The sequence below is a fragment of the Variovorax sp. SRS16 genome (genome assembly GCF_901827165.1).
Lineage (GTDB): Bacteria > Pseudomonadota > Gammaproteobacteria > Burkholderiales > Burkholderiaceae_C > Variovorax.
Genome location: NZ_LR594666.1, coordinates 1,486,697 through 1,500,232, shown reverse-complemented (window position 1 = coordinate 1,500,232; position 13,536 = coordinate 1,486,697). Strand labels below are relative to the sequence as shown.

The 13,536-nt window shown below is 66.4% G+C and carries 11 protein-coding genes; 1 reads left to right on the top strand and 10 read right to left on the bottom strand.

Annotated features, from left to right (window positions below; genetic code table 11):
- The first annotated feature begins 13 nt into the window (after positions 1-13).
- On the top strand, positions 14-1,594 hold the full coding sequence (locus tag E5P2_RS07245; protein WP_162566459.1) for a phenylacetate--CoA ligase family protein: 1,581 nt from the start codon (positions 14-16) through the stop codon (positions 1,592-1,594).
- A gap of 13 nt (positions 1,595-1,607) precedes the next feature.
- Here the strand turns inward: E5P2_RS07245 and E5P2_RS07240 are convergent, their stop codons facing one another.
- The 10 genes from E5P2_RS07240 to E5P2_RS07195 are packed head-to-tail and all read right to left on the bottom strand — an operon-like array spanning position 1,608 to position 13,494.
- Entirely contained in the window at positions 1,608-2,108 is a 501-nt protein-coding gene (locus E5P2_RS07240; protein ID WP_162566458.1) for a flavin reductase family protein, read from the bottom strand.
- Positions 2,105-3,631, bottom strand: coding sequence for an AMP-binding protein (locus tag E5P2_RS07235; RefSeq protein WP_162566457.1), 1,527 nt, complete (start codon positions 3,629-3,631; stop codon positions 2,105-2,107). Before E5P2_RS07235 ends, E5P2_RS07240 begins: the two co-directional genes overlap by 4 nt.
- Entirely contained in the window at positions 3,628-4,362 is a 735-nt protein-coding gene (locus E5P2_RS07230) for an ABC transporter ATP-binding protein (RefSeq protein WP_162566456.1), read from the bottom strand. Before E5P2_RS07230 ends, E5P2_RS07235 begins: the two co-directional genes overlap by 4 nt.
- Positions 4,349-5,068: an ABC transporter ATP-binding protein gene (locus tag E5P2_RS07225; protein ID WP_162570376.1), complete on the bottom strand. Its 720-nt coding sequence runs from the start codon at positions 5,066-5,068 to the stop codon at positions 4,349-4,351. Before E5P2_RS07225 ends, E5P2_RS07230 begins: the two co-directional genes overlap by 14 nt.
- Positions 5,068-6,120 (bottom strand): branched-chain amino acid ABC transporter permease, encoded by a 1,053-nt coding sequence (locus E5P2_RS07220; RefSeq protein ID WP_162566455.1) that lies wholly within the window; start codon positions 6,118-6,120, stop codon positions 5,068-5,070. The genes E5P2_RS07225 and E5P2_RS07220 overlap by 1 nt, the downstream gene beginning before the upstream one ends.
- Positions 6,117-6,983, bottom strand: coding sequence for a branched-chain amino acid ABC transporter permease (locus E5P2_RS07215; RefSeq protein ID WP_162566454.1), 867 nt, complete (start codon positions 6,981-6,983; stop codon positions 6,117-6,119). The genes E5P2_RS07220 and E5P2_RS07215 overlap by 4 nt, the downstream gene beginning before the upstream one ends.
- Complete coding sequence (locus tag E5P2_RS07210) at positions 6,977-8,500, bottom strand: acyl-CoA carboxylase subunit beta (RefSeq protein ID WP_162566453.1); 1,524 nt, start codon at positions 8,498-8,500, stop codon at positions 6,977-6,979. Before E5P2_RS07210 ends, E5P2_RS07215 begins: the two co-directional genes overlap by 7 nt.
- A 36-nt stretch (positions 8,501-8,536) precedes the next feature.
- Positions 8,537-9,862 (bottom strand): ABC transporter substrate-binding protein, encoded by a 1,326-nt coding sequence (locus tag E5P2_RS07205; RefSeq protein ID WP_162566452.1) that lies wholly within the window; start codon positions 9,860-9,862, stop codon positions 8,537-8,539.
- The gene (locus E5P2_RS07200) at positions 9,859-11,859 is read right to left on the bottom strand and encodes an acetyl/propionyl/methylcrotonyl-CoA carboxylase subunit alpha (protein WP_162566451.1); all 2,001 of its coding nucleotides are present in this window, start codon (positions 11,857-11,859) and stop codon (positions 9,859-9,861) included. Before E5P2_RS07200 ends, E5P2_RS07205 begins: the two co-directional genes overlap by 4 nt.
- A gap of 15 nt (positions 11,860-11,874) precedes the next feature.
- Positions 11,875-13,494 carry an acyl-CoA carboxylase subunit beta gene (locus E5P2_RS07195; RefSeq protein WP_162566450.1) on the bottom strand — a complete coding sequence of 540 codons (1,620 nt, stop codon included), beginning with the start codon at positions 13,492-13,494 and terminating at the stop codon, positions 11,875-11,877.
- Positions 13,495-13,536: the final 42 nt, after the last annotated feature.

Sequence of the window (13,536 nt, the reverse complement as noted above, 5' to 3'; positions counted from 1 at the left end):
GGGCCCGATCGACATGCCGCGTCTGCTGACACCGCAACAGCTGCGCGACGGCACGCGCGAAGCGCTGCATGATTTTCAAGACCGCAAGTTCCGTGCGTATGCGGGTTCGATGCTGCGCCGCAGCCGCTACTACCTGGCGCTGTTCGAGCGCCATGGCGTGCGCGCAGAGGATATCGAGGGCATCGATTGCTGGCAACGCCTGGGCCTGCCGCTGGTTCGCAAGGATGCCTTTCGCGATGATGGCGATGCGTTCGAACTCGGTACGGCGGCCGGAGAACCTGACGCCGCGGTCGCGAGCTATCGGCAGTTCATCGAGCAGATCGGGGCCTTGCCAGCCGTCGTACCGATCCGGTCATGGCAGCGCCTTCATGTCGAACAAGGCGTGCCGGCAGTGTTCCGCGACAAGCCGGCGGAGACGGCCGCGCAAATCTTTCAGGCCGTGTTCGGCATCAGCGGCGTGTTCCTGTCCGGGGGCAGCAGCGGCGTGCCAGTCGCCGTGAAACACACGCGCCTCGATCGGCAGCTCTTCGAGATCGCCACCCGGCGCCTGCATGCTGCGATGGTGGACCATCTGCATGCACGCGAGGAAACGGTGGTGTCCGCGACGCTCTACCCCCAGGCGCCTCACATGGGCTTCTGGATGACGACCTGGGGTTTCGAGGCCATTGCCCACACGCACATCGGCCTCAGCGGCGCCGGCATCCTGCCGACCGAACGGATGGCGGAGCTCGCGCTGCAATACGGCGTCAATGTCTATGCCGGGATCCCGAGCTATTTCCGCAATCGCTTCGTGCCCGCGCTGGTGGAACAGGCGCAGGCAGGGCGTTTTCCGATGCCGCGCAGAATCGCCATCACCCTGGGTGGCGAGCCGGTGACACCGGCCTGCCGCACCGAAATCCGCACGCTGCTGCTGAACGCAGGCGCCCAGGACGTGCGGATCACCGGCGGCTATGGCGCATCCGAATCGCGCTTCCATCTCTGGTACGAGTGCGTCGAGGGCAGCGGCTACCACTCCGCGGCGCCGGATCTGGTGGCATGCCGCATCGTGCGGGTCGAGGAGGACGGCCACTGGACTTTTCTTCCGGATGGCGAGGAAGGCCTGCTCGTGCAGTTTCCCCTCGACGGCGCGGGTACCGTGCTGGCCGGCTTTCTTCTTGGCGACTCGGCGGTCATGACGCACGAGCGTTGCCCACATTGCGGCGTACAAGGCCCGCGGCTGCTGCGCGTCGGCCGGGTCGCGGACCTGGCCGCGCAGCGCGCGATCATGGGTACGGTGGAATTCAAGATCCGGGGCGCGACCGTGAATCTGGAGGACCTGCGGGAACAGTTGCTGCGCGATGCGGGCGTGGCCGAGGTCCAATTGCTGATCCGCCATCGCGATCCGTCGGACAGCGCATCGCCCGATGAACTGGTGGTGCGCTGCGCGCCGGCCGATGCCGATGTCCGATCCGAAGAGATGTTGCGGCGCATCGCCCGATTGACCAAGCGTGTCAGCGAACTGACGCCGCTCGTCGAGCTCGTCACGCTCGACGACTTGCTCGGGCGCGGCTTGAAATTCTCGTGGCTGGTCGACCAGCGGCGGCGCGAGCCCTGAACCTGCGCGCGGCTCATGCCGCCGGATGCACCAGTCCCGCGTAGCTCCGGTTGAAATACACCAGCGGCCGCAGATCGCTGGCGCCGGCATCCACGACGCGGCCCAGGAAGATCGCATGGTCACCTGCACGCTGGCAGGAGCTGACCTCGCATTCGAAATGCGATACCGCGCCGGCCAGGATCGGCACCCCGGTGCTTCCGAACTGATGCGGCTCGGCCAACGCGTGCACCGGTTCGCGGCCGGCCTTGGCGAAGCCATGGCTCAAGTCGATCTGTTCCTCGGAAAGAACGTTGACAGTGAACGCTCGGGTCTCTTCGATCAGTCGGGCAATCTTGCTGTGCTCGTTCACGCAGACCAGCACCAGCGGCGGATCCAGCGACACGCAGTTGAATGCGCTCACGGTCACGCCGTGCACGCAGCCGGTACGCCCCGACAGCACCACGGTCACGCCGGAAGCGAATCGGGCGGCGGCGTTCTTGAGCTTCGCGCTGATGGATGTGGTGGATTCGGTCATTGCTCTCTCCGATCCCAGAGCGACGCCGGCCCGACGCCTCTGAGTTGGGCCTTCTGCACCTTGCCCGTGTCTGTTCTCGGCAGCGACGCCATCGCACAGAGATAGCGAGGCACCATGAAGCGCGGCGCCACCGCCTCGAGGTGTTCGACGAGCCGGGAGGGCGCCAGCGGCGAAGGCGACTTGCTCACATAGAAGAGTGCGACCTCCTGGTCTTGCGCGTCCGTGTCGATCCCGACGGCCGCGGCTTCTTCCACCTCGGGATGGAGGCATGCGAGCATTTCGAGTTCGAAGGTCGAGATGTTCTCTCCCTTGCGTCGAATCGCATCCTTGGCACGGTCCACGAATTCGAAATGCTGATCGGCGCGCCTGACGAAGATGTCGCCGGTGTGCAACCAGCCGTTGCGCCATGCCGCGCTGGTCGCCTCCGGCCGGCCCCAGTATTCGGACATCACGGTCCAGGGCTGCGCGGGCCGCAGGACCAGTTCGCCGGCCGTGCCGTCGGGCAATGCCTGGTCCCATTCGTCCACGATGCGCGCCTCGTAGCCCTCGCACAGCGTCCCGCAGGATCGAGCATCTGTTGGCGATCGGTTCATGAGCGGAATGCTGGCCTCGGTGGACCCGTAGTTGGTGGAAATGTGGCAGGCGAACTTCTTCCCCAGCGCGACGAAATCCGGTGGCAGCGGAATCAGGTGCAGCTTGCGCAGCGGGCTCCCTGTGGCCGGATAGGAGGCGCGTACGGCAGCGACCATCGACGACATCAGGACCGCGGCGGTGCAGCCATGCGTCTCGACCTCCTGCCAGAAGCTGCTGGCACGGAAGGGTTCGCACAACGCCACCGAAGCGCCGGCCAGCGCTGCGCCCACCACGTGCGCATACTGCCCGGCGATGTGGAACAGCGGCAGAAATCCGTAATGACGATCGCCCGGCTCGATCCCCAGCGCCGCGTTTGCGCGCAGCGAATAGTCGATACCCCAGCGATGGCTGAGCACCACGCCCTTGGAGCGGCCCGTGGTGCCCGACGTGAAAAGGATGACCAGGGGCGCATGCGAAGCCACCGGAGCCGCCTCCTGCGGCGCGAAGGACAACGCCTCCTGCCACGCATACCGTGCCGCCGTCGGTGCGGCGACCGCCTCGCCGATCATCAGCAAGGGCGCGCGCCATCCGGCATGAACGTGCGGATCATCGAGTTTCTCGGCTTGATCCACGCTGGCCACGATCAGCCGCGGCTCGGTGTCGCGCAGCAGATCGGCCAACAAGAGCCCTCGCCACGAGGTATTGATGGGCACCTGGATCGCGCCCAGCCCGGCCAATGCCCATTGGCAGGCCACCAGCTCCTTCGAAGCGGAGGCCAGGACCGCCACGCGATCCCCCGCTGTCACGCCCCAGTGGCGAAAGGCCGCGATCAGCCTGCGCGCCATCGCGAGCAGCTCGGCGCGCGTCGCGCCGCCGCCCAGCGACCCCGCGAGGAAGACGCGCCTGTCCGCACCTTCCGCGTTCGCTTCCAGGGCCTGCCAGAGATTCATGGGACTGTCGAGGCGGCCAGCTCGCTCGCCTCCCCCAGGCCGAGATAGACCTTGCGCACGGCGTCGTCCTGCAACAGGCTTTTCGAAGGTCCGTTCATCACGATACGCCCGCGCTCCAGCACATAGGCCCGATCCGACAGCGCGAGCGCGAGGCTCGCGTTCTGTTCGACGAGCAGGATCGACATCTCGGAGCCGCGCAAACGCTGGATGAGCCCGGCGACACGCTGCACCATGACGGGCGACAGACCGAGCGAGGGTTCATCGAGCATGAGCAGGCGCGGCTTGGCCATCAGCGCGCGGCCCAGCGCGAGCATCTGCTGCTCGCCGCCCGACAGGCCGCCGGCCATCCGATCCGCGTACTTGGCCAGCACCGGGAACAATTCCTCCATGCGCGCGATGGACACGGCATGCTCCGTCCGCGGCCGAGTGATGGCGCCCATCAGCAGGTTCTCCCGGACCGTCAGGTTCGGGAAGATCCGCCGCCCTTCGGGCACGTGCACGATGCCGGCTTCCACGACCTGGCGCGGTGTGCTCCCGAGGATGGAACGGCCGCCAAAGAGGATGTCGCCACTGGCCGGCACGATGCGCGAGATGGCATTCAGCGTGGTTGTCTTGCCGGCACCGTTCGAGCCGATGATGGCGACGACCTCGCCCGCCTGCACGTGCAGGTTCAGCGAAGCGAGAACCGTGGCGCCGCTGAAGGCGACGGTCAGACGTTCAGTGCTCAGCATCGGCGAACTGCCCCAGATAGATCCGGATCACGTCTTCATTCGCCGTCACTTCGGCCGGCGATCCGTGCATCAGCACGCGGCCCGCGTCCAGCACGGTGACGGTGTCGGCCAGTGACATGACGAAGTTCATATCGTGTTCCACCAGAACCACCGTGCACCCCCGCTGCCGCAGTGCCGCGATGTTGCGCGCCAGCACGCGCCGCTCGGTGTCGTTGAGGCCGGCAGCCGGTTCGTCGAGCATGATCAGCTTCGGGTCGGTCGCCATCGCCATGGCGAGGTTGAGCCGTCGAATCACGCCATAAGGACATTCGGAAGCTCGCCGATCGGCGAACTCGAGCAGCCCGGCCGCCTCCAGCACCGGCTCCGTTTCATCGGGACGCCCGGCCACGCGCGCGGCAGCAAACACGTTCTCGCGCACCGTCATGCCCAGAAAGCTCTTGGGGTGTTGGAAGGTCCGCACCAGGCCGGCGCGAGCGAGACGATGCGTCGCCCAACCCGTCACGTCTTCGTCGCCGTATTGCACGGCTGAACCCGCTAAGGGCTTCAGGAAGCCGGTGATGCAGTTGAAGAGCGTCGTCTTGCCCGCGCCGTTCGGACCGATCAGCGCGGAGATCGAGCCCTGCTCGATGTTCCACGTCACGTCGTCGAGCGCCCGTACACCGCCGAAGCTCTGCGACAACGCGCGAATGGCCAGCAGCACCGCCATCAGTCGGCTCCCACTCTCTTCGCACTCGATGGCGCGATCGGCGAAGGACCGGTGGCTCGTTCGCACGGCGCCGACCGTTCGGCGCGCCGGCGCGCACTCCCCGCATCGGCGCGCTGAGACAGCGCGCCGACGATGCCCTTGGGCAGGAACAGGACGACGACAACGAGGATCACGCCGGTGAGAATCAGGCTGTCCGTCGGATTGATCCGCAGCGCTTGCGGCAGCAAGACGATGATGGCAGCGCCAACGACCGGGCCGAACAGGGTTCCCGCGCCGCCGATGACCAGCATCATCACGAGTCGGACGGATTCCATCCCGGAGAAGGAAGACGGCGCGATGAACTGCAGGTAGACGCCGAAGACGGCACCCGCCAGACCCGCGATCAGCCCGCTGATGAAGAACGCCACGATCTTGGTCCGCAGGACGCCGACGCCGAGCGATGCCGCCAGATAGGGATCGTCGCGCACATGCATCATTCTTGCGCCCAGGCGCGACCGCAGCAGCAATGCGAGCGCTGCCGCCGTCAGGCCCATCAGCAGCAGCGCCAACGCAAAGAAGCTGCGGCGATTCGCCAGGTCCAGGCCGAAGGTCATCCACTGCGCGCCGGTCGGGCGCGGCACCATCAATCCCGCCGGACCGCCGGTCAACCCGCGCCACTCGTTGAGCACGATCCTCACGAGTTCGCCCAACGCGAAAGTCCCGATCGCGAAATACGGTCCCTCCAGGCGAGAGAAGATGGCAGATACCGCCGCGCCCACCATGGCCGCGGCCAGCCCCCCGCAGAGGATCGCCGGGGCCAGAGGAACGCCTGCCTGCGACATGGCCAGCCCGGCGCCGTAAGCGCCGATGCCGAAGAGCGACGCATGGGCGATGGAGAACAGGCCTGTATAGCCGAACGCGAGATTCAACGACATCGCGAGCACTGCATAGATGGCCGTGACGATGCCCAGGTGCAGGATGAAGTCGGAGCCCTGCACAAGCAGATACACGCCGAGCGCGCCGAGCAGCAGCCAGGGGGCCCATCGCAGTCCCTGCGCCAAGTGTGTCCTCATGCGCGCCGCTCCAGCACGCCGAAGAGCCCCTTGGGTCTGATGAGAAGCACCAGGATCAGTATCACGAACCCGAAGCCGTCGCGGAATGCCGAAGAGATATAGCCCGCGCCCAAGGCTTCGACGACGCCGAGCAGCAGCCCGCCGGCAATCGCGCCGGGCACGCTGCCCAGTCCGCCGAGGACGATGACGATGAATCCCTTGGCCACCGGTGCCGCGCCCATGAACGGAGAGACGGGAAACAGCGCGGCCAGAAGTCCGCCGGCCGCACCGGCGAGTCCACACCCCAGGCCGAAGGCGATCGAATACATCCGCTCGGTCCGCACGCCCATCAGCGATGCCGCCGTGCGATCGACGGCCAGCGCTCGCAACGAACGGCCGAGGCTCGACTTCTTCAGCAGCAGCCAGACGGCGAAGATGACCAGGGCGCCCAGGCCGATCGTCCATACGCGCTGGACGGCCAGCACGACACCGGCGATCTGGACCGTCCCCGCAAAGGGCGGCGCCAGATTGTAGGACTCGGTACCGACGACCCTTGCCATGCCGTTCTGGAGAATCGCGATCAGGCCGAGCGAGACCACCAGGCCGTTGATGGGCTCGTCGAGCGTGTAGCGAAAGGTCAGCCGCTCGACGATGACGCCCAGCAATCCGGCCGCCAGCGCACCAACGAGCACAGCCGGAACAAAGGGCATCCCGGCCTGGACCAGTGCGAAGGTCGCGAATGCGCCGATCATGAGGAACTCGCCGTGGGCGAAGTTCGTGATGTTCATGATGCCGAAGGTCATCGTCAGGCCGACGGCCATCAGCGCGTAAAGGGTGCCGCTCATGAGGCCGTTGACGAGTTGCTGGAACAGCGTGATCAGCATGGCCGGCTCCCGGGGCGCGGACGCCATGCGCTGTAGGCACGCGCCAGCTCGTTCGACAGATGCGTCCGGGTTTCCCGCGGATCGATGATGTCGTCCAGGTAGCCGTGGCGCGCCGCAATATAGGGGTCGAGCAATTTCTCGAATTCCTCGCCGAGCTGCGCCCGGGTCGCGTCCGGATCCTGCGCTGCGGCGATCTGCCGATGGAAGATCACGTTCACGCCGGGGCCCGGACCCATCTGGCTGATCGAGGCCGTGGGCCATGCGACGATCGATCGGGGATGGACTGGATAGCCGCACATGACCATGTAGGCCAGGCCATAGGCCTTGCGAAGAATCACCGTGAACTTGGGCGTTGTGCTGCGCGCCAGCGCCGCAAGCACGTGGGTCGCGCGCACCACCTGACCCTGGCGCTCCACCTCCGAGCCGACCAGAAATCCCGGCACGTCCTGCAGGAAGACCAGCGGCATCTGAAAGGATTCGGCCACGGCGATGAAGCTGGCCATCTTGTCCGAGGACGCCGGATCGAGCGCGCCGCCCGCGTGCAGCGGCTGGCTTGCGATCAGTCCGACGGGCAGCCCGTCGATGCGCGCGTACGCGGTGATCACGGCAGGCCCGAAGGCGGGCTTGATCTCGAAGACCGAGTCCTGGTCGACCAGGACTCGGATCACCTGCCTCATGTCGTAAGCGGCCTTCAGGTCACTCGGAACGATCTGCAGCAGGTCCCGCTGATCACCGCCAGCGGCGGCGGCATTGCGCGCCGGCGGACGTTGATGGCAGTGATCGGGAAAGTAGGACAGGTAGATGCGGATCGCGGCCAGCGCAGCGAGTTCATCGGCGGCGACGTGATGCACCAGCCCGGTCTGCTCGGCATGCATGCGATGGCCGCCGAGTTCCTCGGGCGACACGTTCTCGCCGGTCGCCGCAGCGACGATCGGCGGACCCGAGACACCGGCGAAGGCCGTCGGCGTCATCACCACGAAGTCGGCGAGCGCGGCCACGAAGGCGGGCTGTCCGAAGCAATTGCCCAGAAGCGCAGCGATCGTGGGCACCCGGCCCGACATCTTCTGCACCTGATCGATGAAGGGATCCGCGAAGGCGCCGGCGAAGGTCGCGCCCATCTGTTCCTGGATGCGCGCGCCCGAGCCCTCCTGCAGCCAGATGAACGGATGGCCGTCGCGCGCCGCCCGCAAGCGCAGCTGCCTGAGCTTGCGCTCCGCCGCCATGCCCCGTGCGCCGCCGAACACGCTGCCGTCGTCCGCAGCGACGCAGACGATGCGGCCATCGATCGTGCCCACACCGCAGACCAGCCCGTCGGCGGGCGCGGCCACCTCGGGAAGAACGCTGTTCGTCAGCAGCCCGGCTTCATCGAAGGAACCCGGATCCAGCAGACAGCCGATGCGCTGCCGGCAGAGCATCCTGCCGCGCGCCTGCGCGCGCTGCATCTGCGCCGGTGTCGTCGCGCTCGCCTCGCTGCGCGCAGCACGCAGGCGCTCGAGATGCTCGTCCCAGGTTCTCAAGAATTTCCCCCGTTGGTACGCTGGCCGTCGATCGTTTCAGTGGCCGGGCAGCTTGATGGAACGGACTTCCTTGACCTGGCCACCAGCGAGATACACGCCTTCCATGCTCTGACGACCGAGTCCCTTGTCGTCGACGCTCCAATCCACCAGGCCTGCGTACCGCTGCCCCTTGAGGACCTTCGCGACGGCGCCGAGATCGGTGGTCGTGCCCGCCTTTTGCATGCCGCTGATGATCATGTTGAGCCAGTCGTACTGCGTGATGGACCAGAAGCTGTTCGGCGTCAGTTTGCCCGCCGACTTTTCCAAGGCGGCCATGTACGCCAGGACTCTGCGATCCGATTGACCCTTGTCCAGAAAGCGCGTCCATGCCGGATAGGCGAAAGCCGGCAGGCCCTCGCCGGCCGCACCGGACACGCCGACCGTGCCGGCGTACATCGCGTCGACGCCCAGTTCGCCGGCCTGGCGGAAGATGCCCCGGACTTCGTCCGAATAGCCGGCGAAGAGCACGTCCGGCTTGCGCTCGCGGATCTTGGTCAGCTGGGGCGAGAAATCGGTGGCCCCGTGGTCATAGCGCTCGACGGCGACGACCTTCACACCCTTGGCTTCCAGTGTCTGCCGATAGGCGTCGGCATAGATCTGCCCGGCCTCGTCGCTCGGCACCATGATGGCGGCCGTCTTCGGCTTGGCCTTCTCCAGGACGAAGGGCACCCACATGGCTGTCGAGCCGTCATCTCCCACCTCGATATTGCCGGCCTTGAAAAGCAGATCTTTTCCCGGCGTTCCCAGGAGCTTGGTGACGGCCGCGTTCGGACTGACCATGATGGCCCCCTGGGGCAGCGCGGCATTCAATACGGGCACGGCTTCGGCGCTGAGATTGCAGCAGAAGAAGATGCGCACGCCATCGGCGGCCATGCGCTGCGCCTCTGCGATCGCCTGCGCGGGATCCGACTTGGTGTCCGCCAGCACGACACTGATGGTGTAGGTCCTGTCGCCCACCTTCACGCCGCCCTTGGCATTGATCTCGCTGGCGGCAAGCTTGAGCCCTTCGCTGTAGGGAACACCGAAATTGGCCTGCGGTCCCGTGGTGCCGAACAGGCCGCCGACCTTGATGACACCGTCCGCAGCGAATGCGGCGAATCCCGCTCCCCCCAAGATGAGCGCGAGACAGGACACCGCGACAAGCCTGAGCCATGAAAGTATCTTCACCATCGTCTCCTTCTGTGTTGAATCATTGCATCCAGCCAAACGGACAAGCGTAGGCGAGTCCACACCATTCACCAACGACGCGTTCGGCACTTGCTTATTCTTCTTGGCTTCGCCGCGCCGTGAATGGCGCAAGCACTCGGGCGGCGAGGCATTCACGGGCTGCCATTCGCCGAGACGACGGGCGCATCGGCGGTGATTTCCGCCAGCATCCGCCGGGCCGGGACATGATCCCCCACGGCTGCGTGCACTGCCGTGACGGTTCCGGCGACAGGGGCGCCATGCGCGTGTTCCATCTTCATCGCCTCCAGGGTGATGATCGGCTGGCCGGCCCGGACCTTGTCTCCCACCCGGGCCAGCACGGCGATCACGCGCCCGTTCATCGAGGCGCGCAAGCCACCGTCGGTCCCCGCTTCATCTTCCTTGCGAATCGTGGCGGCACGCGTGGCGTCCAACACTTCGTGCGCCTGGCCGCGATACTCGAACAGCAGCCTTGCGCCATCGCGATGAAAGAAGACACGCTCGAGGATGCCGTCGCAGAGCACCTGCAGCGAATGCTCTTCGATTTCGTTGACCGACATCTTGTGCGAGCGCCCATCGATCTGCAGCTCGTACGCGTGCTCGCCTGTCGCATGGAAAAGCGCGCCGGCCGCGCGGCCGCCGAAATCCAGGCGGAGCTCGATGGGAAGCGAACTTCCGAGCTGGCGCGTTCCGGCGCGTCGCGAGGCGCCGGCGCTGGTCTCCAGCATCAGCAGTGCACCCACCGCCTGCGCCCGTGCCAGTTCGTCGTCCGTCGACACGAGCAGCGCATCCAGATGCTCGGCAATGAAGGCCGTGCTCGCCCTCCCGGCCGCGAATACCGGATGGGTCAGACAGCGGCCGAGAAAAGCCTTGTTGGTCTGCACGCCCAGTGCGACGCAATCTTCCAGGCCGGTGGCGAGCTTGCGGCGCGCCTCGTCGCGGTCGATGCCATGGCTGACCACCTTGGCGATCATCGAATCGTAGAAAGGCGGTACGGCACATCCGGATGCCAGCGCGTGATCGACGCGCAAACGCCGTGTGGGCTCCCAGAGCGACATCGTTCCGCTCTGCGGCATGAAGGCGCGGGACGGATCCTCGGTGCAGATCCGCACCTCCATCGCGTGACCTTTGAACTGCACCTGCGCCTGCGAAAGCGGCAGCGCTTCGCCGGCGGCAATACGAAGCTGCAGTTCGACCAGGTCCAGACCGGTGATGGCCTCGGTCACCGGATGCTCCACCTGAAGCCGCGTGTTCATCTCCATGAAGTAGAACGCGCCCGACGGGTCGAGCAGGAACTCGAGCGTGCCCGCGCCTTCGTAACGGATCGCCTGCACTGCCTTGACCGCCACCTCCCCCATGTGCTGGCGCAGTTCGGCATCGACCGCGGGCGAAGGCGCTTCCTCGATGAGCTTCTGGTGACGGCGCTGCACCGAACAGTCGCGTTCGCCCAGATGAATGGCGTGGCCGAAACGGTCGGCGAGGATCTGAATCTCGATGTGGCGCGGCTGCACGATGGCGCGCTCGAGAATGACCTGGGCATCGCCGAAGGCATTCTTCGCTTCGGACTGCGCGCTTCGCAGCAACTCGGGGAAATCGCCAGGCGTCTGCACCAGCCGCATGCCTCGTCCGCCACCGCCCGCACTGGCCTTGATCATGACGGGGAAGCCGACGCGTTGCGCTTCGGCCATCAATTGCCGTTCGCTCTGATCCTCTCCCTGGTAGCCCGGAATGCAAGGCACGCCCGCCTGCTCCATCAGCAATTTGGCGCGGGCCTTGCTGCCCATCGCGCGGATCGCCTCGGCAGACGGGCCGATGAAGACCAGCCCGGCATCGACGCAGGCCTGCGCGAACGCCTCGTTCTCGGCCAGGAAGCCGTAGCCGGGATGCACCGCGTCCGCGCCGGTCAGGCGGGCCGCGTCGATCAGGGCGGGGATGTTCAGATAGGACTGAGCGGGCAGCGAATCGCCCACGCACACCGCCTGGTCTGCCTCGCGCACATGGCGTGCATCCGCGTCGGCATGCGAATACACCGCGACGCAGCGATAGCCGAGCTGCCGCGCGGTCCGCATGATGCGCAAGGCGATCTCTCCGCGGTTGGCGATCAGGATCTTGCTGAAGGGGGTTGGCGAACTCATCGAATTCAATCCTTGTCAGGGCCGGGCCACCGAGAACTGCATCGGGCGCGGGGTCCTCGCGTCGGCCTCGCGGCACACCGCCATGACCATGGCGAGAAGCTCTCGCGTATCGCGAGGATCAATGACCCCGTCGTCCAGCATGAGGGCGCTGGTCGTGAATACGCTCGTCTGCGACTCGAAGAGTTCGACGATCCGCCGCTGCTGCGCGTCGAGGGCCGCGTGGTCCACATTGCCGGTCTTGCGTCTCATGGCGCCCTCGGTGACGATCGCCATCGTGCGAGCGGCCTGCTCCGCGCCCATGACGGCGGTCTTGGCATTCGGCCATGAAAAGCAGAAACGCGGATGGAAGCCGCGGCCGCACATGCCGTAGTTGCCGGCCCCGAAGGAAGCACCGCAGTACAGCGTGATCTGCGGCACCGTGGCGTTGGTGACCGCCTGGATCATCTGGGATCCGCTCTTGATGATGCCGGCCTCTTCGTAGCGGCGCCCGACGATGAATCCGGTCGTGTTGTTGAGGTAGAGAAGCGGTGTCCGGGCCTGGCAGCAGGCCTGGATGAAATGCGTGGCCTTGGCGGCGCCGGCGGGGTCGATCGGCCCGTTGTTGGTGATCACGCCGATGGGCCAGCCTTCGATCTTGAAGTGCCCGCAGACGGTCTCGCTGCCATAGCCGGCGCTGAACTCGAGAAAGTCCGAGTCGTCGGCAATGCGTGCGATGACCTCCCGCATGTCCACGGGCTGCCTGTGGTCCATGGGCATGATGCCCAGCAGTTCCTCGCGGTCGCAGCGCGGTGGCCTGAAGTCGCGCCGCGTCTCGGCGGGCTCCTGGCGCCAGTCGATCTGGGCGAGGATCTCGCGCGCGATGCGGATCGCATCGCGGTCGTCTTCAGCCAGGTAGTCGCCCAGGCCCGACACCGTCGTATGCATCTCGGCGCCGCCGAGTTCTTCCTCGCTCGCCACCTCGCCGGTGGCAGCCATCAGGAGCGGCGGCCCCGCGAGGAAGGCGCGCGATCTTCCCCGGACCATGACGACATAGTCCGAGAGTCCGGTTTGATAGGCGCCGCCGGCGGTGGACGATCCGTGCGTCACGGTCAGCACCGGCAGCCCGGCGGCGGACATGCGCGCCAAGTTGCGAAACAGGTGGCCGCCGCGAACGAACTCCTCCACCCGGTAGCTCATCAGATTGGCTCCGGCGCTCTCGACGAGCTGCACGTAGGGCAGGCGGTTCTCCAGCGCGATTTCCTGCATGCGCAACTGCTTGTCCAGGCCCATCGGCTGCAGCGCACCAGCGTCGATGCCGGAGTCGGACGCACTCACCATGCAGCGGATACCCGAGACGAACCCGATGCCTGCAATCACGCCGCCGCCCGACACGCTTTGGGTGAGATCCGGCTTGTCCATGCCCAGACCTGCGAGTGTGGAGAGCTCGACAAAGGGAGTCTGCGGGTCCAGCAGCAGGGACAGGCGTTCGCGCGGCATGAGTTGCCCGCGCGCCTCGAAGCGCGCCTTCGCGGCGGCCGACTTGCGCACGGTGCGGGCCTGGTGTTCGCGCACCTGTTCCAGAAGCGTCAGCATCCCTGCCCGGTTTGCCACGAAGCGTTCGGACGAAGCAGAGAGGGTGGTTTGGATAGATGCCATGCCAGTGTGAAGCTATGAGACGAAGCGTAGGGATGTCATGCA

Excerpts from the sequence above, each read along its gene's own strand:
- E5P2_RS07225 (WP_162570376.1), bottom strand. The coding sequence starts at position 5,068 with ATGGCGGTGCTGCTGGCCATTCGCGCGTTGTCGCAGAGCTTCGGCGGT.
- E5P2_RS07235 (WP_162566457.1), bottom strand. The coding sequence starts at position 3,631 with ATGAATCTCTGGCAGGCCCTGGAAGCGAACGCGGAAGGTGCGGACAGG.
- E5P2_RS07200 (WP_162566451.1), bottom strand. The coding sequence starts at position 11,859 with ATGAGTTCGCCAACCCCCTTCAGCAAGATCCTGATCGCCAACCGCGGA.
- E5P2_RS07195 (WP_162566450.1), bottom strand. The coding sequence starts at position 13,494 with ATGGCATCTATCCAAACCACCCTCTCTGCTTCGTCCGAACGCTTCGTG.
- E5P2_RS07215 (WP_162566454.1), bottom strand. The coding sequence starts at position 6,983 with ATGCTGATCACGCTGTTCCAGCAACTCGTCAACGGCCTCATGAGCGGC.
- E5P2_RS07245 (WP_162566459.1), top strand. The coding sequence starts at position 14 with ATGCCGCGTCTGCTGACACCGCAACAGCTGCGCGACGGCACGCGCGAA.
- E5P2_RS07220 (WP_162566455.1), bottom strand. The coding sequence starts at position 6,120 with ATGAGGACACACTTGGCGCAGGGACTGCGATGGGCCCCCTGGCTGCTG.
- E5P2_RS07230 (WP_162566456.1), bottom strand. The coding sequence starts at position 4,362 with ATGCTGAGCACTGAACGTCTGACCGTCGCCTTCAGCGGCGCCACGGTT.
- E5P2_RS07240 (WP_162566458.1), bottom strand. The coding sequence starts at position 2,108 with ATGACCGAATCCACCACATCCATCAGCGCGAAGCTCAAGAACGCCGCC.